This is a genomic window from Hoeflea sp. (assembly GCF_984452065.1).
Genome location: NZ_CFHWAF010000021.1, coordinates 1 through 17,713, shown reverse-complemented (window position 1 = coordinate 17,713; position 17,713 = coordinate 1). Strand labels below are relative to the sequence as shown.

19 protein-coding genes and 2 pseudogenes are annotated in these 17,713 nt (G+C 65.2%); 2 read left to right on the top strand and 19 right to left on the bottom strand.

The annotated features are described in order from the left end of the window. Window positions 1-110: 110 nt before the first annotated feature. The 13 genes from AC5E6N_RS06165 to AC5E6N_RS06105 form a co-directional block, all read right to left on the bottom strand. Complete coding sequence (locus tag AC5E6N_RS06165) at window positions 111-791, bottom strand: isochorismatase family protein (RefSeq protein ID WP_491746991.1); 681 nt, start codon at window positions 789-791, stop codon at window positions 111-113. A gap of 96 nt (window positions 792-887) precedes the next feature. After that, entirely contained in the window at window positions 888-1,934 is a 1,047-nt protein-coding gene (locus tag AC5E6N_RS06160; protein ID WP_491746990.1) for an ABC transporter substrate-binding protein, read from the bottom strand. 81 nt (window positions 1,935-2,015) lie between these two features. Next, entirely contained in the window at window positions 2,016-2,801 is a 786-nt protein-coding gene (locus AC5E6N_RS06155) for an ABC transporter permease (RefSeq protein WP_491690009.1), read from the bottom strand. A 1-nt stretch (window position 2,802) separates the two neighbouring features. Then, window positions 2,803-3,624 (bottom strand): ABC transporter ATP-binding protein, encoded by an 822-nt coding sequence (locus AC5E6N_RS06150; protein WP_491690008.1) that lies wholly within the window; start codon window positions 3,622-3,624, stop codon window positions 2,803-2,805. Then, a complete protein-coding gene (locus AC5E6N_RS06145) occupies window positions 3,621-5,768 on the bottom strand; it encodes an acetate--CoA ligase family protein (protein WP_491746989.1) in 2,148 nt (715 codons plus the stop codon). The genes AC5E6N_RS06150 and AC5E6N_RS06145 overlap by 4 nt, the downstream gene beginning before the upstream one ends. A 163-nt stretch (window positions 5,769-5,931) precedes the next feature. Further along, window positions 5,932-7,461 carry a 3-hydroxyacyl-CoA dehydrogenase gene (locus AC5E6N_RS06140; RefSeq protein WP_491746988.1) on the bottom strand — a complete coding sequence of 510 codons (1,530 nt, stop codon included), beginning with the start codon at window positions 7,459-7,461 and terminating at the stop codon, window positions 5,932-5,934. Then, entirely contained in the window at window positions 7,358-7,858 is a 501-nt protein-coding gene (locus AC5E6N_RS06135) for a CoA transferase (protein ID WP_491746987.1), read from the bottom strand. The genes AC5E6N_RS06140 and AC5E6N_RS06135 overlap by 104 nt, the downstream gene beginning before the upstream one ends. A 3-nt stretch (window positions 7,859-7,861) precedes the next feature. Beyond that, entirely contained in the window at window positions 7,862-8,521 is a 660-nt protein-coding gene (locus AC5E6N_RS06130; protein ID WP_491746986.1) for a cysteine hydrolase family protein, read from the bottom strand. Continuing rightward, complete coding sequence (locus tag AC5E6N_RS06125) at window positions 8,508-10,460, bottom strand: TRAP transporter permease (protein WP_491746985.1); 1,953 nt, start codon at window positions 10,458-10,460, stop codon at window positions 8,508-8,510. The genes AC5E6N_RS06130 and AC5E6N_RS06125 overlap by 14 nt, the downstream gene beginning before the upstream one ends. A 78-nt stretch (window positions 10,461-10,538) precedes the next feature. Continuing rightward, window positions 10,539-11,537, bottom strand: coding sequence for a TAXI family TRAP transporter solute-binding subunit (locus tag AC5E6N_RS06120; RefSeq protein WP_491746984.1), 999 nt, complete (start codon window positions 11,535-11,537; stop codon window positions 10,539-10,541). Between the two features lie 82 nt (window positions 11,538-11,619). Further along, window positions 11,620-12,537 (bottom strand): isocitrate lyase/PEP mutase family protein, encoded by a 918-nt coding sequence (locus tag AC5E6N_RS06115; RefSeq protein ID WP_491746983.1) that lies wholly within the window; start codon window positions 12,535-12,537, stop codon window positions 11,620-11,622. Next, entirely contained in the window at window positions 12,534-13,454 is a 921-nt protein-coding gene (locus AC5E6N_RS06110; RefSeq protein ID WP_491746982.1) for an isocitrate lyase/PEP mutase family protein, read from the bottom strand. The genes AC5E6N_RS06115 and AC5E6N_RS06110 overlap by 4 nt, the downstream gene beginning before the upstream one ends. Continuing rightward, the gene (locus tag AC5E6N_RS06105; protein ID WP_491746981.1) at window positions 13,417-14,631 is read right to left on the bottom strand and encodes an acyl-CoA dehydrogenase family protein; all 1,215 of its coding nucleotides are present in this window, start codon (window positions 14,629-14,631) and stop codon (window positions 13,417-13,419) included. Before AC5E6N_RS06105 ends, AC5E6N_RS06110 begins: the two co-directional genes overlap by 38 nt. A gap of 195 nt (window positions 14,632-14,826) precedes the next feature. On the opposite strand from AC5E6N_RS06105, the gene AC5E6N_RS06100 reads away from it, so the two are divergent. Then, window positions 14,827-15,591 (top strand): GntR family transcriptional regulator, encoded by a 765-nt coding sequence (locus AC5E6N_RS06100; RefSeq protein WP_491746980.1) that lies wholly within the window; start codon window positions 14,827-14,829, stop codon window positions 15,589-15,591. Window positions 15,592-15,595: 4 nt separating this feature from the next. Here AC5E6N_RS06100 and AC5E6N_RS06095 read toward each other — a convergent pair. The 6 genes and pseudogenes from AC5E6N_RS06095 to AC5E6N_RS06070 all read right to left on the bottom strand — a co-directional run. Further along, window positions 15,596-15,682 (bottom strand): annotated as a pseudogene (locus AC5E6N_RS06095) (hypothetical protein); the annotation flags it as partial. Further along, window positions 15,676-16,295 (bottom strand): annotated as a pseudogene (locus AC5E6N_RS06090) (transposase family protein); the annotation flags it as partial. The pseudogenes AC5E6N_RS06095 and AC5E6N_RS06090, both read right to left, overlap by 7 nt. 266 nt (window positions 16,296-16,561) lie before the next feature. Continuing rightward, window positions 16,562-16,954: a type II toxin-antitoxin system VapC family toxin gene (locus AC5E6N_RS06085; protein WP_491746979.1), complete on the bottom strand. Its 393-nt coding sequence runs from the start codon at window positions 16,952-16,954 to the stop codon at window positions 16,562-16,564. A gap of 3 nt (window positions 16,955-16,957) precedes the next feature. After that, window positions 16,958-17,185, bottom strand: a complete 228-nt coding sequence (locus AC5E6N_RS06080) for a type II toxin-antitoxin system Phd/YefM family antitoxin (protein ID WP_491690054.1) — start codon at window positions 17,183-17,185, stop codon at window positions 16,958-16,960. Window positions 17,186-17,275: 90 nt separating this feature from the next. Next, window positions 17,276-17,365: a hypothetical protein gene (locus AC5E6N_RS06075; RefSeq protein ID WP_491747015.1), complete on the bottom strand. Its 90-nt coding sequence runs from the start codon at window positions 17,363-17,365 to the stop codon at window positions 17,276-17,278. After that, on the bottom strand, window positions 17,344-17,544 hold the full coding sequence (locus AC5E6N_RS06070; protein ID WP_491746978.1) for a recombinase family protein: 201 nt from the start codon (window positions 17,542-17,544) through the stop codon (window positions 17,344-17,346). The genes AC5E6N_RS06075 and AC5E6N_RS06070 overlap by 22 nt, the downstream gene beginning before the upstream one ends. On the opposite strand from AC5E6N_RS06070, the gene AC5E6N_RS06065 reads away from it, so the two are divergent. Then, on the top strand, window positions 17,488-17,713 hold a 226-nt coding region (locus tag AC5E6N_RS06065), incomplete at its 3' end, for a hypothetical protein (RefSeq protein WP_491747018.1). The genes AC5E6N_RS06070 and AC5E6N_RS06065 overlap by 57 nt on opposite strands.

Sequence of the window (17,713 nt, the reverse complement as noted above, 5' to 3'; positions counted from 1 at the left end):
ATACAAGATGATGTCCGGGGGAGCTGCCCCCCGAAACGTGCGTGTTGCGGCGTTGAAGAAGGTCGGGCGCGGGGGCTGCGCGCGTTTGCCGGGCCAGAAGCGGCCCTGTATCAGGCGCCGCCGTAGCGCGCGGCCAGGCTGTCGCGGACATAGGCGTGGCTTTCCACATCGGCGAATTTCATGTCCATGTCGAACAGGCTCGCCTTGTGGGCGCTGGGGCTGCGGTCGCCCACCGCGTCCTCCACCACGATCACGCGGAAATTATGCGAGAACGCATCCGTCACTCCGGCGCGCACGCAGCCGCTGGTGGAGATGCCGACCACGACCAGCGTGTCGACCTGATCGTAGCGCAGAAAGGATTCCAGCGGGGTTTCGAAAAAGCACGACGGCTTGTTCTTCTCGATCACCACATCCGACGGGGTCGGGGCGTAGTCTTCCGGCCATTCATCGGCGCGGGCATCGGTGGTATAACCTGCGCTTTCGGCCACCGACAGTTTCAGGTTCCAGATGCCGCGCCGGACCGGATGATTGCGGTTGTCGCGGCGGCTGTAATAGATCGGCAGGCCGAGATCGCGGAATTGCCGGGTCAGCGCGGTAATGGCGGCCCGCAGTTCGGGCATCTCGCGGGCGCACATGTCATGGGCGGGATCGACGAACATCCAGGTCGTGTCGATGTTGAGCAAGGCCGTGCGGGCACCGAAACCGATGCGTTCGCCAAAGCCGCCCTTGCGGTAGGCGGCGAGTTCGGCGTCGGGCACGTAGCCCTGCCATTTTTCCAGCTTGTCGGACATGGCCCGTCTCTCCTTCGGTGATGTGTGCGGCGCCTGACTGGCCGCCGCCAGGGCCACCCGCCGGCGCGGGCCGGCGGGCGGTTTTGCGGGGGCCGATCAGTTGGTCGCGGGCTCCAGCATATCGTTGGTGAAGGCCGCGTCGATATCCAGCCCGTCGAGCTTGTTCTCGGAGAAGGTGTTGAGGAAGTTCACCACCCGCTCCATCTGGCCGCGCGTGATCTCGGGCGATTTCGGATAGGCGGGCAGCACCGAGACCCAGGCCTGATCGAACAGCGCCTTGTCGACGCGCGGGAAGTTGGCCTCGTAGACCCGGTCGCGGATCTCCTCGGTCAGGGCGGGGTCGTGCATCGCGGTCTGCGCGCGCTGGATCGCGCCCATCATGCGCTTGGCCAGTTCGGGGTTCTCGTCGATCCAGCCCTGGCGGGTGTTGACCGAGATATAGAGATGCCCGTCCAGCGCCGGCAACTGCCCGGCAGCGGTGTTGAACAGCAAGAAGCCGTCATATTTCGCGATCGCGGTGTCGCTTGTCGGGTTCGACAGGGTGAAGGCGTCGATCCGGTCGCGCGAAAAAGCTGCGAGGATCTCGTTGCTACCGCCGACGAAGACCACGGTGGCGTCGCGCTCGGGGTCGAGGCCCGCTTCGGTCAGCATGTAGAGCGCCAGCTGGTGGGTGCCGCTGCCGGCGCCGGTCACGCCGATCCGCGCGCCTTCCAGCGCGGCGAGCCGTTCCTCGACGGTGCTGTCGGCGGTCAGGCCCTTCTCGCGGGCGAACTCGCCGCGCATCACCACGTTGGAGGCGTATTGCGTCATCAGCGCGCCGATGATCACCGCGTTGGTGTCTTTCGAGGCGGCGCGCAGCGCGGCGGAGGTGGAGCCGATATAGACATCCATGTCCCCGCCCAAAACGGCGGCCATCGAGGTGCCGCCGCCGGCCTTGAAGACCTGGAGGTTGGCGTCGATCCCGGCCTCTTCGAAATAGCCCATCTCATCGGCCACATAGACCGGCAGATAGAGCATTCCGACGCTGGGCATGGCGAAGTTCACCTCGTCCTGGGCCATTGCCACGCCTGGCGCTGCGAGCGCGAGGCCGCCGGCCAGTGTCAGCGCGGCGGCGCCCTGTCTGATCTTGCTGAAGACTGTCATTGTTGTACTCCTTGTTGCTGTGAAGGGCCGCCGGTACATGCCGGCGGGTATTGGCGGGGCCGGGCCCCGCGGGGGCGAATGTCAGATCGACATCTCGCGGGATGAATCCAGATCGCGCCAGGGCATCGCCTTCTTCTCGAAGAGCTTGACCGTGGCATTGAGGAAGAAGGCCATCACCATGATCCCGATCAGGGCTGCGAACACGCCGGTGGTGTCGAACTGGCCCGCCGAATTGGCCAGCAGGTAGCCGAGCCCCCGGTTCGAGGCGATCAATTCACCCACGATGGCGCCGATCAGCGCATAGGGCACCGACAGCCGCAGACCGGTGAACACCCAGGTGATTGCCGAGGGCAGCACCACCTTGAACAGCAGATGCCGTTCGGTGGCGCCCATCAGCCGCAGGATCGCCACCTGTTCGCGGCTCACCGCGCGCACCCCGGTATAGGTGTTCAGGAACACCAGGAAGAATACGATGGTGGCGGCGAGGTAGATCTTCATGTCGATGCCGACGCCGAACCACAGCACGAAGAGCGGCGCCAGCGCCACTTTGGGCAGCGAGTAGAACATCATGATGAACGGATCGAGCACCTCGGCCACCAGTTCCGCCCGGCCCAGCCAGACGCCGAAGAACATGCCGATGAGGCCGCCCAGGATGAACCCGCCGAGCGCTTCGATCAGCGTGATCGCGCCGTGATAGAAGATGGCGCCGGACAGCACCCACTGGGTGAACTGCACGGCAATGGCGCTGGGGCTGCTGATGAAGAATTCCGAGGCCAGGCGGCCCGAGGAGAATTCCCAGAACCCCAGCACAAAGGTTAGGAAGGCCGCGCGCAGCAGCCAGATACGCGATTTGCTCGGGGCTTCCATGTCAGTGGTCCTCCGTGATGGATGGGGCGAGCACGTCCCACAGGTCGGCTGTGATCGCGCGGTATTCGGCATCCTTGCGCAGATGCAGGATGTTGCGGTCCGGGGAGAGCGGAACCTCGACGACCCGCTCTATGGTGCCGGGGCGGCCGGTGAAGACCACGCAGCGGTCGCCGATCGCCACCGCTTCGTCGAGGTCGTGGGTCACGAACATCACCGTCTTGTTCAGCTTGCGGCAGAGATCGCGGATTTCGATCTGCATGCGCATCCGCAGCATCGCGTCGAGCGCAGCGAAGGGTTCGTCCATCAGCAGTGTTTCGGGATCATAGGCCAGCAGCCGAGCCAGCGCGCAGCGCTTGCGCATCCCGCCCGAAAGCTGATTGGGGTAGGAGGCGCCGAACCCGGCCAGGCCGACGGTTTCCATCAGTTCCTCGACCCGGGTGGTGATCTCTGATTTCGACAGGCCCTTGATCTCCAGCGGGATGGCGATGTTTCCGGCCACATCCCGCCAGGGCAGCAGATGATCGCTTTGGGTCATGTAGCCGACGGCGGGGTTATAGGGCTGGATCGGCTTGCCCGCGTACCGGGCTTCGCCGGCGCTGGCGGGGTAGAGACCGGCCGAGATGTTGAGCAAGGTGGACTTGCCGCAACCCGAGGGGCCGACCACGGTCAGGATCTCGCCCCGGTAGACCTCCAGGTCGATATTCTGCACCGCCTGCAAGGGCGCGCCCTTGACGATGAATTGCTTGCCGATCCCGGAGAAGGAAATCAGCGTTTCCTTCCCGGCCTTCGCCTGCCCGGCGGCTCGTGCTTGCGCGTTTGTCATCCGGCCCTCTTCTTCAGTGTTTGCTTGGCGTCTTCGGTGGCATCGCTCTGCGCCACGACAAGCGCGTCCAGCGCCAGCGCGCCCGCGCCCTTCGCGCCGATCAGCAGCGGGTTTATCTCGGCCTCGGCCACCTGCGGGCAATGGGCGAGGCGCGACAGGGCCACGAGGGCCTCTGCCAGCGCGTCCAGATCGCCGGCCGGGCGGCCCCGGTAGCCGCGCGTGGCGCGCAGGAAGCGCACCTCGGCGATCATCTGCCGCGCGGTCCGCATGTCGATGGGCGCCACGCGGATGCTCGTGTCATCGAGGATTTCGGCCAGGGTGCCGCCCGCGCCCAGCATAACCATCGGCCCCATCTGCGGATCGTGCCGATATCCGATCAGCGCTTCGGCCACGCCGGAGGCCATCGCCTGGACAAGCACGCCCTGCAAATGCGCCTCGGGATGCGCCAGGGCCTGCGAGCGCATCAATGTCTCGAACCCGTCGGCCACCGCCTCCGCGTCGCGCAGGCCCAGCAACAGGCCGCCGCTGTCGGATTTGTGCGGGATGGCCGCCGAAACGATCTTGAGCACCACGGGCCCGCCGATCCGCGCGAATATCTGCCGGGCTTCGGCGGCGTTGGTGGCCAGGGCGCCCTCGGGCCCGCCGATGCCGAGCTGTGCGCAGACCGTGCGCGAGGTCAGTTCGTCGAGTACCCGTCCGCCCGCCGTCTTCAGCGTTGCGTCAACCGTTTCGGCCAGGGCGGCGTCGGGGGGCTCCACCGCGCCGGGCGCTTCCAGGAACAGCCGCGCACGCAGGCCCTCGGCGCAGGATTCCGGCGTGCGGAACACCGCCAGCCCCTCATCGGTGAGCATCCGGCGGGATTGCTTCGCTGCGGGCACCAGGAACACGGCCAGCGGTTTGGGCGCCCGCGCGAAACCACGCAGCGGCGCCACCGCCAGTTCGGGGTGGAATTGCGAGGACGAGCCGATGACCATCGCCACCGCATCCACCTGATCGCTGGCCATGAGCGCGTCGATCACCGTGCGCACGAGATCGGGCTGCGTGCCCGCGAGGGTCAGGTCGATCAGGCCCGGGCCGCCGCTGGCGACACCGTGCTCTGAGAGGATGGTCTGCACCTCGTCCAGTGCCAGGGCCATCTGCATGCCGTTGGCGGCCAGGGTATCGACCACCATCGCACCGCCGCCGCCGGTGGTGGTGACAACCGCCACGCGCTGCCCCCCGGCCGGCGCCGCGCTGTGAAACAGCGGCGGCGCCTCGTAAAGGGTCTCGAACATGCGCACCCGCGCGATGCCGAGATGAGCCAGCAGCGCATCGGCGGTGGCATCGTCGCCCGAAAGCGCGCCGGTATGGGTCGTGGCAAGCTCCTGACCGGCTTTCGAGCGGCCGAGCTTGTAGGCCAGAACCGGCTTGCCCGCCGCATGGGCCTGGCGCGCCAGTTCGGTCAGGGCGGCGCGGTCGCGGATCGATTCCAAAAACAGCAAAACCGCCTTGCAGCGCGGATCGGCGATCATCAGCGCGCCGACCTCGCCCACGGTCAGATCGATTTCGTTGCCCACCGATACCAGGCTGGAAAAGCCGATGCCGCGCGCCGCGCCCTGGGACAGCAGCGCGCCGATCATGCTGCCGCTTTGCGAGATCACACCATAGCCGCCGCGCGGCAGCGTTTCCATCGCCAGGGTGGCGTTGGCGCTGCATGTGAACCCGTCGGTGTCGATCACGCCGATGGAGTTGGGCCCCAGCAGCCGGATGCCACTGTCCTGCGCGATCTGGCGCAGTTCGGCCTCGCGGGCGCGGCCTTCAGGCCCGGCCTCCGAAAACCCGTCGCTGAGAATGGTCGCGCAGGGGACACCGGCTTCGGCGCAGTCGCGCAGCGCATCGGCGACCCGGGGGGCGCCGACCATGATGAAGGCGTGATCGACTTGGGCGGGGATGTCGCGTACCCGGGCATAGCAGGGGATTTCGCCGATCATCTGTACCGAGGGGTTCACCGGGAAAATCTGCCCCGTGAAGCCGTGCTTGCGCAGATAGGCCAGGGGCCGCGCCGCGTTTCGTGCCGGATTGGAGGAGGCGCCCACCAGAGCCACCGTGCGCGGGGTGAACAGCGCGCGGGCCAGATCCGGCTTGGGGTGTGTCGTACTTGGCATTCGCATCCTCCCAAATGCGCCTTTGTGTCCCGCCTGCCGCGTCCCGGGGGCGGGCCTGGCGAGCAACATTGGTATGGTTGAATTATACTTAATACTTTTGCAAGGTCTTTTGTCAGTTTTCTTGGCCGCCTGTTGGCCGCCAGCGCTCCGGCTGGTGCGCGGGTCAGGCCGGTGGGGCGAATTGCGGCTCTGCTCGCAACGACAGGCCCAGCAGTGCCCGGCGTTTCAGCCAGGGACTGGGGCGATAGCGCGGATCGCCGTAGAATGTTTCGAGACGTTCCAGGATACGCAGAACATGCAGCGCGCCGAGGGTGTCGCCCCAGGCGAGCGGCCCGGCGGGATAACCCAGGCCCAGCGGGATCGCGATGTCGATATCGGCGGTGCTCGCGATGCCCTGCTGGGCCAGATCGCAGGCAATGTTCACGATCATCGCGACGGTGCGCTGGCAGACGAAACCGGGGCTGTCGGCGATCACTGTGAAGCGCTGGTTGCCGGGCAGCCAGCCGGCGACCCGCAGCAGCATCTCGGATGCGGTGGCGGTGCCGGCCATCACCGTCAGCCGCTGGCCGTCGCCATGGCCGAACAGCGGATCAATTGCCACGCAGCGGGATGGATCCAGCCCCAGCGCCAGGGCCTCGGTCGTGCAATCCCGGCCCATCGGCGCCAGCAGGATCGCGCTGTCGGCGCCGGGGCTGTCGCCACCGTCCAGAGCCGCCTCGGCAAACAGCCGTGCGAAGCACTCGCGCCAGGGTGCGTCGACGGCGCCCAGCCACAGCGGGCCACCATCGCCGGGCAGCAACGCCGCCTCGGCGATCGGTGCCGGGTTGCCGGTCTCGTCGTAATCGTAGAAACCCTGGCCTGATTTGCGGCCGTAAAGCCCCGCCGCCACCCGGCGTTGCAGGATCGGCTGCGGGCGAAAGCGCGGCTCCTGGTAGAAGCCGTCATAGATCAGATCGAACACTTTCGAGGACACGTCCAGCCCGGTCAGATCGAGCAGCGAAAACGGCCCCATGCGGAAACCCGCGGCCTCGGTCAGAAGACGGTCGATCTGCGGCGCGGTGGCGATCCGTTCCTGTAGCAGGCGCAGCCCCTCGGTGGTCAGGCCGCGCGCGGCGTGGTTGATCAGGAAGCCGGGCGTGTCGGCCGTGCGCACCGGGTGATGACCGAAGGCCGCGGCCAGATCGCAGAGCGTCTCCAGCACCGCTTCGGCGCTGCGCTCGCCGGCGATCACCTCGACCACCTTCATCAGCGGCACCGGGTTGAAGAAATGGAACCCGGCAACCCGTCCGGGATGGGCGCATCTGGCCGCGATGGCGGAGATCAGGAGCGAGGAGGTATTGCTGGCCAGAATGCAGTCGGGCGCCACCATGTCTTCGAGCCGGGCAAACAGATCCTGCTTGACGCCGAGATCCTCGGCCACCGCCTCGATCACCAGTTCGCACGCGCTCAGCTCGTCGAGCCGCTCGACGACGCGGATACGGTCCGGGGCGCTTTGGGCGATGGCCTCGGGCAACCGTTTCTTCCCGGCCATGCGGGCCATCATGGCAATGGCCTGGTCGCGGGCGGCGGCGGCGGCCTCGGGATTGGCGTCATAGGCCAGAACCTCGGCCCCCGATTGCGCCAGCACCTGAAGGATCCCACGCCCCATGATGCCGGTTCCGATAACCGCGACGGGGCTCAATATCTGTGTCATGGGGTGTCCTTCTGGTGCAGGGCGTCATGGTTGGAGTAGCGCAACGGCGAGCGGGCGGTTCCGCTCCGCTTCGATGCGGGCGATCTCGACCGCGATCCCGATGATTTCGACCAGCGCGCGCCTCGGCGGCGCGGTCACGGTTGGCGGGCAGGCGCATGTCGAGCGCCACCGAGGCCTTGCCGCGGTTCAGCATCGACCAGTAGAGGCTGGCGCCAGAGTCGGCCAGCGGCCAGCGGCGGTGGTCCAGCCCGCCTTCGGGCGCGTCGAAGCCGATCGCCTCGGCGCCCAGTTGTGCCAGGCTCATGGTCGCCAGCGGCGCCGCGATGAAGGCGGTGGATTCGTGGATGGTGAGTCCGGCAAGCGGCCCTTGCGCGTGGGATGGTTCGGTGTGCTGCATGGGTCAGTCCCGGCCTGGTCCGGCCAGACCGTTCAGGATATCCGCCGCCGGAGCGGTGACGAACCGGTTGCGCATCAGGGCCAGGGATGCTTCGTGATAGGCCACGTTGCTGCTGGCCACGGCATCTTCGGCGACGACGGTGTAGTAATCGTGATGCGCGGCGCTGCGCACGGTGGATTCCACGCAGCCCTCGGTATTGGCGCCCAGGCACACCACGGTGTCGATGTCATTGGCCTGCAGCAGCAGATCGAGCGCGGTCCGGTGAAAGGCGTCCGGACGCATCTTGTCGATCACCGGATCGCCCTGGCGCGGCGCGATCCCGTCGCAGAAGGCGGCGCCCCAGCTGCCGGGCAGGGTGTAATCCGGGCTCTTGCCGTCGCGCAGTTTCAGCCGCAGCCAGGCGGGGCTGTCGCCCTTGCTGTCGGGCAGGGTGAGCTGGCGCACGAACACGGTCATCACCCCGATCCGCTGCGCCGCGCCGATCAGCTCGACCATGGCGGGCAGGCGCGCGCTTGCCAGCTCCATGTCGCGCCCGGCCTTGGCAAAGACACCCTCGGGGGCGAAGAAATCGTTCTGGATGTCGATGGCGATCACCGCGGTTCTGCTGGGATCGAGGATCTCGTCCAGGGTTTCGCGGATCACTTTGCCGTTATGGATGCGCATCGGGGGGTGTCCTTTGTGGTTCGGGAGCGGCCCTGGCCAGGCGCATCCGGTGATAGAGCGCCACCGCGCAGAGCAGGCCGGCGCCGGTTAGTGGCAGCGCGATGCCCGGCATGATCAGCGCGATGGCGGCGATGGCGAGCAGGGCGCGTTCGGCCAGTTTCAGCGGCCCTTTCAGATAGCCCGCCGTCGCGGCACCGATCACGACCACGCCGACAAAGGCAGTGACGCTGTAAAAGGCGATCGAGGCAGGCGCGTCCGACATCAGCAATTGCGGATGGAAAACAAAGACGAAGGGGATGATGAACGCCACCAGCGACAACCGGATCGCCAGCATCGAGGCCCGCAGCCAGCTTGTTTCGGCCATTGTGGCGGCGATGAAGACAGTGGCGCAAAGCGGCGGGGTGAGGCCGGCGATGATACTGAAATAGAAGATGAACATATGTGCGCCGATTGGCTCGATGCCCAGGTTCACCAGCGCCGGGGCCACCACCGCTGCCGCCAGCAGATAGGCCGCCGCAGTGGGCAGGCCGGTGCCCAGCAGCATCGACACCACCATCGCCAGCACCAGCGACAGCATCAGCCTGTCCTGTCCCAGCGAGATGATCGAATTGGTGAAGGAGACGCCGAGCCCGGTGGTGGAGATCATCGCCAGCAGGATCTGCGCGCCCGCGATCAGCACTGCGATGGCCACCAGCGCGATCCCGGCCTCGACAACCGTGCCGCCCAGGCCCTTCACACGCCGGCCCAGATCACCGCGCGAATCCGCGGCCAGCAGATAGAGCCCGACCAGCAGCATGATGGCGGTGAAGGCCGCGAGCGCCGGCGAATAGCCGTTCACCATCAGTCCGATCAGCGCGAAAAGCGAGGTCAGCACTGGCCCGGCCTTTCGCAGGGTCAGCACCTGCGAAAGCTGTGGCATCTGTGCCGCGTCGACCGGGCGATAGCCCAGCCGCAGGCTTTCGAAGTGGATGCCCGCCAGGCAGCCGAGGAAATAGAGCAGGGCGGGAATGAGCCCGGCCACCATGATCGACACATAGCTGACGCCCAGCAGTTCGGCCATGATGAAGGCGCCGGCGCCCATGATCGGCGGCATGATCTGCCCGCCGGTGGAGGCAACCGATTCCACCGCCGCCGCAAAGGAGGGCCGGTATCCCAGCCGTTTCATCAGCGGAATGGTGAAGGCGCCGGTTGTCGCCACATTCGCGGCCGCCGAACCCGAGACGCTGCCGAACATGGCGCTTGAGATCGTGGTGACCTTGGCGCCGCCCCCGGTGGTGCGGCCGCCGATCTTCAGGGCGATATCCATGAAGGTCTGTCCGCCGCCGGTGCGCAGCAGGAACACGCCGTAGATCACAAAAAGCGCGATCACATTGGCGGAAATGCCGGTGACCATGCCGAAGAGGCCCCGGTTCGACAGATAGAGCACCTCGGCCGCCAGACGCGGGTCGAGGCCGCGATGGGCGATCGCATCGGGCAGGACCGGACCCAGCAGCGCATATCCGAGACCCAGCAGGCCCAGGATCGGGATCGTCCAGCCGATTACCCGGCGGCAGCCTTCCAGCACCAGCAGCGTGGTGAGGATGGCCAGCGCGAAATCGACATCATTGGCCCGGAAGGTGAAACCCATCGCCCGTTCGTAGCTGAACACCACATAAAGCGCGCCGGCGGCGGCCAGCAGGGCGAGAAGGGTATCGACGATGGTCAACCGCGCGTAGCGGGTGTCTTGGCCACGGATGCCGAACAGCAGAAAGGCCAGCATCAGCGTGCCGCCCACATGCAGCGCGCGTTGGATCAGATCGGGAAAGGCGCCGAAGGCCCCGGTATAGAGATGGAACCCGGTCATCGCGACGGCGATGGCGGAAATGCAGTACCACCGCAGCGAGCGCGGGGCCGGCTCAGCGAGCTGATCTGTCTGTGGAATGTCGGTGGCCTCGGCCATGACGCTCCCGCTGCGGTATCGGATGGCCCGGGGCCCGGGTGGTCAGCCTCCGCGCGGTGGCACGGAGGCCGGGTGGCGTTACATCATCTCGGGTGGCAGCAGGCGCTCGGGCACCTCGTGGCCCTGCTCGCGCAGATAACGCACGACACCGGGATGCAGCGGTGTCTGGGCCCGTTCCAGAGTCTGTTTGGCGATGTCCAGCCCGGCGATCGCGCCGTAGGATTCGGCGACCTTGTCGACATTCTCGACAACCGTCTTGTAGATGTCATAGGCCAGATCCTCGGGCATGTCCTTGGTGGTGCCCATGGTGATGAAGACCACCCGCAGATTCATCGGGCCGGTTTCGTAGGGGGTGTCCTCGACCTGCATGAAATCGAAATGCGGGAAGCTGGCCTGCACCTTGGCGATATCCTCCTCGGTCCAGTTCAGGATGCGGATATCGCGGGCGGTCTGGGCGTTCAGGATGGCGCTGTCGGGCGAGGCCGGGGGGCCGGCCTTGGTGAAGCCTACGATGCGGCGGTCCTGGAAGGCGGTGATCGCGTCGCTCATGCCGGTGCGAAACCAATCGGGCTCCACCCCCAGGGCGCCAAGCCCCTCGAACGAGGCCCGCTCGGTGCCGGACCCGCGGCCGCCGCCATTGAAGGTCCGGCCGTCAAGATCCGAGATTGAGGTCACGTCGCTCTCGGCATCGACGACAAAGAAATAGGCCAGCGGCGTTGTTGTCCAGAAGGTGCGGAAATCCGGGTTCGCCTGACCTTCGAACGGCCCGAGGCCCTTGTGATATTCGAAGAGATCGGGCTCGGCCATCATGCCCCAGTCGACCTGCCCTTCGCTCAGCCGGCGCATATTGTCGAGCCCGCCGCCGGTTTCGACGACGCTGACATTGACGACGTCGAGCTCGGTGTTCAGCAACTGCGCCACGGCCACGTGATAGGCGTAGAGCGATGACGCCTGACTGGTGGCGCCGATGGACAGTTGCCGGGTTTCGGCGCTGGCGAGCGCCGGCAGCCCGATCAGGGCCGCGACGGCCAGGCAACTGACGGCGCCGCCTCTCAATTTGTGCAATAGGTGTTTCATCTTGGTCTCCTCACTGTTTGGGTTGGTCTTGGTTATCGCCCGGTCTTAGTCCTCGTTGATGCCTGCCGCGCCGGTCGCGTTGTCAGCCGGGATCCGTGAAGCGGTTTTCGAGCGCCGTCCATTCGCTGTAGTCGAACAGATCCCACAGCGCGCCGTGGCTCAGCATGGCGTCGCGCATCGCGTCGGTGCTGCCGGTTTCCCGCAGCACCTCCAGCATCCGTGCGCCCTGGTGCGCGATCAGCCGGGTCAGGGAATTGGGATAGATCGCCAGCCGGTAGCCCAGTTCCTGCAAGGTGGCGGCGGGCAGCATCGGCGTGCGCCCGCCCTCGACCATGTTCGCCAGGGTCGGGGGCGCGATCCGGTCGTTGATCCGGCGCATCTCCTCCTGGCTTTCGGGGGATTCCACGAAGATCACATCGGCCCCGGCCTCGGCATAGGCGGCGGCACGGTCGAGTGCCGCGTCCAGCCCCAGAAGCGTGCGGGCGTCGGTGCGGGCGATGACAATGAAATCCGCATCGTCGCGGGCATCGACCGCGGCCTTGATGCGACCCTCCATCTCGGTCGCGTCAACCAGCTTGCGTCCCAGCTCATGGCCGCATTTCTTCGGCCAGCTCTGATCCTCGATCTGCACGGCGCTGATGCCCGCGCGTTCCATCTCGCGCACCGTGCGGATCACGTTGACCGGGCCGCCATAGCCGGTGTCCACATCGCAGATCATCGGCAGGTCGACGCAATCGGCGATGCGCCGGGCGCGCTCGATCACCTCGCCATAGGAGATCACCCCCATATCGGGCGCCCCCAGGGCGCTCATCGACACGCCCGAGCCGGTGATGTAGCCGGCGCAGAAGCCCTGCGCGGCCACCAGCCGGGCGGTCAGGCAATCGAAGCAGCCCGGTGCCATCAGCAGGTCGGGACCGCACAGCGCCGCGCGCAATCTGGCATTACGGCCCTCGGCCTGGGCCAGCCCGAGCGGATATCCCGGCTTACTGCTGCCGGTCATGTCCGTGCCTCCCCGGACTGCGCGGTCTGGTACTTGCGGGCCAGCCGGTCCGGGTCGAGAAAGCGCCGTTCCAGATCGTACACATGGTCCATGCCCAACAGCCGGTGCGTTTCGGTGAAATCGGCGTAGACCGCCGGATCCGGTTCGCTGCCGCCCCGGGCGCGGATGTGCCGGAGCGCGTTGCGCATACCCTTGATCGCGCCCAGCAACAGGCTGACCGGCAGGCTGACCCGCGCGACACCGGCCTCCTGCAACAGCGCGAAACTCATCCCTTCGGGAGTCTTGCCGCCCTCGACCATGTTCACGGCGAGCGGCCCGCCAATGCTGCCGGCCAGCATCCGGACGGTGTCCAGACTGTCCACGCCGTCGACGAAAACCATGTCGGCGCCGGCGGCGAAATAGCGGCGCGCCCGCGCCACCACCGCCCGCGACCCTTCGACGGCCAGCGCATCGGTGCGGGCGTTGATGACGAAGTCCGGATCCTGGCGGGCCTCCACCGCGCAGGCGATCTTGCCCTCCATCTCGGCGCAGGCAATGACCTCCTTGCCCGCCAGATGTCCGCAGCGCTTGGGCATGACCTGATCTTCGAGATTGATGCCGGCGGCGCCGGCCTCCTCGAAGGCGCGCAGAGTGAACCACACGTTCACCGCATTGCCGAACCCGGCATCGCCATCGGCCATCAGCGGAAGCGCGACGGCGCGCGCCATCGCGGCGGTCCGGTCGGCCATCTCGCGCATCGACAGGATGCTCACATCGGGCATGCCCAGATGGCTGGCCGCGATGCCAAGCCCGCTGGCCTGCACCGCGGCGAAACCCGCCTCCTGCGCCAGCTTGGCAGACAAGGGATCGAACACGCCGGGCATGACCAGCAGCTCGGTGTCATGTATCAGCGTTTTCAGGCGGGTGGTCTTTTTCATGGCAGTTGGTCCTCCGGTCGCCCCGGGGACCGCGCTGCGAGAAGCGGGTCTGGAACACCCCTTCCGCGATCCGGTTGCGCATCATCTCAAGCGAGCCGCCGGCGATTTGCCAGCCACGGGTCTTGCGGAAGCAATATTCCACCAGCGTCTCCTGGCAATAACCGAGCCCGCCCATGATCTGCATCGCTTCATTGCTCACCCGGAAGCCCGCCTCGTTGCACATCAGCTTCGCCACCGCTGTCTGCTGGGCATCCGGCAGCCCCTGATCGGCGCTGACCGCGGCACGGTAGAGAAGCAGCTGGGCGGCTTCGAGCTGGGCGTACATATCGGCGAATTTCCATTGCAGGCCCTGAAAATCGTTCAGGCTGCGGCCGAACTGCTTGCGCTCGGCGGCATAGTCGCGGGCGACCTCGAACGCATAGCGCCCCAGTGCCAGCGCCCGCGCCGAATTGCCGAGCCGCTCGGCATTGAAGCCGGCGATCTGTTTCTTGAAACCGCCCGGGCCCAGCAGGAGGTTTTCCCGCGGAATCGGCACGTCGTCGAAGAACAGCGGACACCAGGTCTCGCCGTTCAGATAGGTTGCGCTCTGGCCCATGGTGAAGCCGGGGGCGCCGCGTTCCAGAATGACCGATCCGATCTGGCCAACACCCTCGCCGAAACGGCAATAGATCAGGAAAACATCCGCCTCGACGGAATGGCTGGTAAAGACCTTGCCGCCCTTCAGCAGCCAGCCATCGCCCGAAGGATCGGGGCGCGTGAAGCTTTGCAGATCGGTGACGGCCGATCCCGCCTCGGCCTCGGTCATGCCCAGCCCGATCACCGCCTCACCCTTCAGTAGCCGGGTCAGATAGCGCTCTTTCTGCTCCGCGGTGGCATATTCCGAGAAGGTGCGGATCGCCCCGAAACTGCCGGCCTGGATCACATCGGCGGATTTCGGGCAGACCGCGGCAACCTGCTCGATCGCGATTACCGCATCCATCAGCTTGCCGCCGACCCCGCCATCGGCTTCGGGGATGGTGATACCCATCAGCCCCGCCTCGCTCGCGGCGCGGGCCACGTCGAAGGGAAAGGACGGGTTCTGCGCGCGTTCCAGCGCTTTGTCCGCCAGATGGCGCGTGGCCCAGCCGCGCACGGCCTCGCGGAACATCCGCTGCTCTTCGGTCAGGTTGAAATCCATGAGACTCCCTTTGTCGGCGCAAATGTCCAGATGTAAAGTTGACGATCTTTTAATACCTTTGTAAACTGGAAATGTACCCTCCTTTTGATTTTTCTTGACTTTTTGCTAAACCCAGACTGTTTGCCAAAGACCGGGGAAGACCCTATGAGCGCCTGCGCAGCAGCATGGACACCCTCAGCATGAAAGGCGGTTGCGATGCATGACCCGACGCCGATGTATCACCGCATCTATGTTGTGCTGCACGATCAGATTCAGAGCGGACATTTCGATCCGGACAAGCCGATGCCGAGCGAGAAGGAGCTGGCGCGGATCTTTTCGGTCTCGCGGGTCACCCTGCGTAAGACGCTGGAGCGGCTGGCACGCGAGGGGCTGATTCTGCGCCAACGCGGCCGCGGCACCTTCGCGCGGCCGCAGCGTGTGGCCAATCCGGTGCAGGCCGATGTGAGCGGGCTTGTCGAGAACCTGCTGACCATGGGGGTGACCACCACCGTCAAGGTGCTGGCCTTCGCCTATGTCGCCATCCCCGCCGACGTGGCGGGCGACATGGGGGTCGAGGAGGGCACCCTGGGGCAATATGCCGTGCGCCTGCGCAAGCTGAAGGGCCGCCCCTTTTCCTATGCAAAGACCTATGTGCGCGAGGATATCGGGCGCACCTTCACCGCCGAGGATATGGCCGAGACGCCGCTGTTGCGGCTGTTCGAGCGGGCCGGGGTCGAGATCGGCGGCGCCAATCAGAAGATCTATGCGCGCGCCGCCGACACCACGGTGGCCGATCATCTCGGGGTGGCGATCGGCTCGCCGCTGCTCTGCATCAAGCGTATCGTGCGGGATGAGAGCGGCTCGGCGGTGGAGTGGATCAAGGCATTCTATCACCCCGACATGTACGAGTTCGAGCTTAATCTGAGCCTGCGCCAGGCCCCCAATGGCAGCCTGTGGCAGCCCAGCCAATCCTCGCTCTGAGCGGGCCGGCCAGCCGCGCACCGGAGGCGCCCAACGGGTGGCCAAGCGCGATGGCGCCGCCATTGGGGTTCACATGTGCGGCGTCATCGGCGAGATCACATGACCGGTATCGGGATCACGAACCGGTTCCGGAGCGCGCTCTTCAAAGGACATATCATCTTGCTGCCCCTTTTTCGGCATGGCGCCACACCTTCAACAAGCGCTCCAGATTGCAACGGCTGCCTGTGTAGCCACGCTTCCTGATGTCATAACAGATGGCGTGCGATGCGGTGTCCATCCTTCTGTCGGGCCTGCGGAGCGCCTTCTCTGACAGCCTGGGCATACAGGCTGCGCTCGTCCAGAACATCGACGACCGAGTGACGTTCGAGACCGACCATGACCGTGCCGTAGCGTGAGGAATGCCGCCAGCTCCAATCATCAATGCCCACAATCTCAGCCATCCGTTCAGTGCGTCGCCTGCATTGCCGGTGTTTACACTGCCACCGGCTTAGCGCGCGTTTGATGTTCACAACTTGGCCCTGGACAGGCAGGCCCTGCAGGCGGCGATTGTGCCAGCCGTGCCGGTACCGGCTTCGCGTTCCGCAATCAGGGCAAATGCCAATTGGATTTGCGACGGCGCAAACAACCCAATGCTCTTTATCTTGAAGGGTGATACCCAGAATTTTAACACCTGGGCCGGGCGAACAGTTCGATTTTGTTTGCATTCCCGCAGATAGCAATGACGGCGCTAACACTCTGTTAACCACACAAAGTGAGGAAGAACCCCAACTCCGGCAATCCGACAAACAGCCCCAAAAATCCCGATCCGGGATCCTCAAAGGCTGAGATTTCGTCCTCAGCGTCCCATAGCCCATCAATCCACGCTCTGCTCGACGAGAGAGTCCGTTTTGACGTTGCAACAACAACCGTCGCCGTTTGTGCGGCCAATCGGGAGCGACTGACCTTCGCGGCCGGAAACAAACAGGACGGTCTACCAGAGCCGCAGCAGCCGGGAATCATCCAGCGTGTCGAACTGTCCGTCGGCGGAAATCAAGGGAGTGCCGGTCAGGATTGCCGTTGCGGCCAAAATCCGATCGAACGGATCGCGATGGTCCCAGTCCAACGCAGCCGAAAAATACGCGACTTCATTGGTAAAGGGCGCCGAAATCGCCCCCTGGGCCGCCATCTGGCCGGCAAGCGTGGGGGCGTGCGGTTCCATTTCCGGCCACTTGCCCAGACGGACCTTCTGGGTGATTTCAAAGATGCTGATCGGGCTTACCCTGACGGTGTCGGCTTTGTTTATCGCAGAGACGGCATTCGAACTCAGACGGCCTTCGCCCAGCATGCTCCAGACCCAGGCATGCGTATCAAGCAGCGCATCCAAGAACTAGCTACCTTCCCAGGAAGCAAGTTCTTCCTCGCTCATCGGTTCGAAAAAGTCCGGACAGGTTTTCACTTGATCTGCCAAAACGCCCATTTTGAATTTTCCCTGCGGCACAGGGACAAGGCGAACCACTGGCTTATCGCCTTTGGCGATAACAACCTCTTCGCCCTGCAGGGCGGCATCGATCAGCTTGGAGAGCTGGCTCTTGGCGTTGTGAACGGTGAATTGCATAACGGGAATGTAGTTAGCTAACATGGCTAAGTCAAGATTTCAGATATCCAGGTTCAATGTCTGTCTGGACCGAATTTGTCAAAATGTCCGTTAACGGAAGCCAGCGCCGGCGGCTTCGATCTTGTCGAGTATGAGAAGTATGTCCTTGAGCGAGCGCTTCAGCCGATCGCGCTTCCACACCACGACGACATCGCCTTCATCCAGGTCCCAGGAAGCCGGTGGAGTTCGGGCCGGTCCCAGCGTCCTCCGGATGCCCGTTCCTCCGCAATCCGCTTGCGTCCGGCAGCTTTGAGTGCACGCAATTGCAGACCAAGGTCCTGATCGTCTGTTTTGGAGACCCGGGCGTACCCGACGAGCATTGTTTGTCGCATAAACCTGTTGCTGGTGCGGAAGCTTACGCAGCAGGTTTTCGCACACTTCAAGTTCTTTTGTGCCGGTGCGTCGAAATCGTTGCTCAAACATTCGTTTATGCTCTAGCTGATTTTCCTTGTTATCGGCCGCGTCTGCGCGGCTTCAGTTTCCTGGTCG

Excerpts from the sequence above, each read along its gene's own strand:
- AC5E6N_RS06100 (WP_491746980.1), top strand. The coding sequence starts at position 14,827 with ATGCATGACCCGACGCCGATGTATCACCGCATCTATGTTGTGCTGCAC.
- AC5E6N_RS06160 (WP_491746990.1), bottom strand. The coding sequence starts at position 1,934 with ATGACAGTCTTCAGCAAGATCAGACAGGGCGCCGCCGCGCTGACACTG.
- AC5E6N_RS06110 (WP_491746982.1), bottom strand. The coding sequence starts at position 13,454 with ATGAAAAAGACCACCCGCCTGAAAACGCTGATACATGACACCGAGCTG.
- AC5E6N_RS06140 (WP_491746988.1), bottom strand. The coding sequence starts at position 7,461 with ATGACACAGATATTGAGCCCCGTCGCGGTTATCGGAACCGGCATCATG.
- AC5E6N_RS06145 (WP_491746989.1), bottom strand. The coding sequence starts at position 5,768 with ATGCCAAGTACGACACACCCCAAGCCGGATCTGGCCCGCGCGCTGTTC.
- AC5E6N_RS06070 (WP_491746978.1), bottom strand. The coding sequence starts at position 17,544 with ATGCTCGTCGGGTACGCCCGGGTCTCCAAAACAGACGATCAGGACCTT.
- AC5E6N_RS06125 (WP_491746985.1), bottom strand. The coding sequence starts at position 10,460 with ATGGCCGAGGCCACCGACATTCCACAGACAGATCAGCTCGCTGAGCCG.
- AC5E6N_RS06115 (WP_491746983.1), bottom strand. The coding sequence starts at position 12,537 with ATGACCGGCAGCAGTAAGCCGGGATATCCGCTCGGGCTGGCCCAGGCC.
- AC5E6N_RS06165 (WP_491746991.1), bottom strand. The coding sequence starts at position 791 with ATGTCCGACAAGCTGGAAAAATGGCAGGGCTACGTGCCCGACGCCGAA.
- AC5E6N_RS06105 (WP_491746981.1), bottom strand. The coding sequence starts at position 14,631 with ATGGATTTCAACCTGACCGAAGAGCAGCGGATGTTCCGCGAGGCCGTG.
- AC5E6N_RS06130 (WP_491746986.1), bottom strand. The coding sequence starts at position 8,521 with ATGCGCATCCATAACGGCAAAGTGATCCGCGAAACCCTGGACGAGATC.
- AC5E6N_RS06120 (WP_491746984.1), bottom strand. The coding sequence starts at position 11,537 with ATGAAACACCTATTGCACAAATTGAGAGGCGGCGCCGTCAGTTGCCTG.
- AC5E6N_RS06150 (WP_491690008.1), bottom strand. The coding sequence starts at position 3,624 with ATGACAAACGCGCAAGCACGAGCCGCCGGGCAGGCGAAGGCCGGGAAG.
- AC5E6N_RS06135 (WP_491746987.1), bottom strand. The coding sequence starts at position 7,858 with ATGCAGCACACCGAACCATCCCACGCGCAAGGGCCGCTTGCCGGACTC.
- AC5E6N_RS06080 (WP_491690054.1), bottom strand. The coding sequence starts at position 17,185 with ATGCAATTCACCGTTCACAACGCCAAGAGCCAGCTCTCCAAGCTGATC.
- AC5E6N_RS06155 (WP_491690009.1), bottom strand. The coding sequence starts at position 2,801 with ATGGAAGCCCCGAGCAAATCGCGTATCTGGCTGCTGCGCGCGGCCTTC.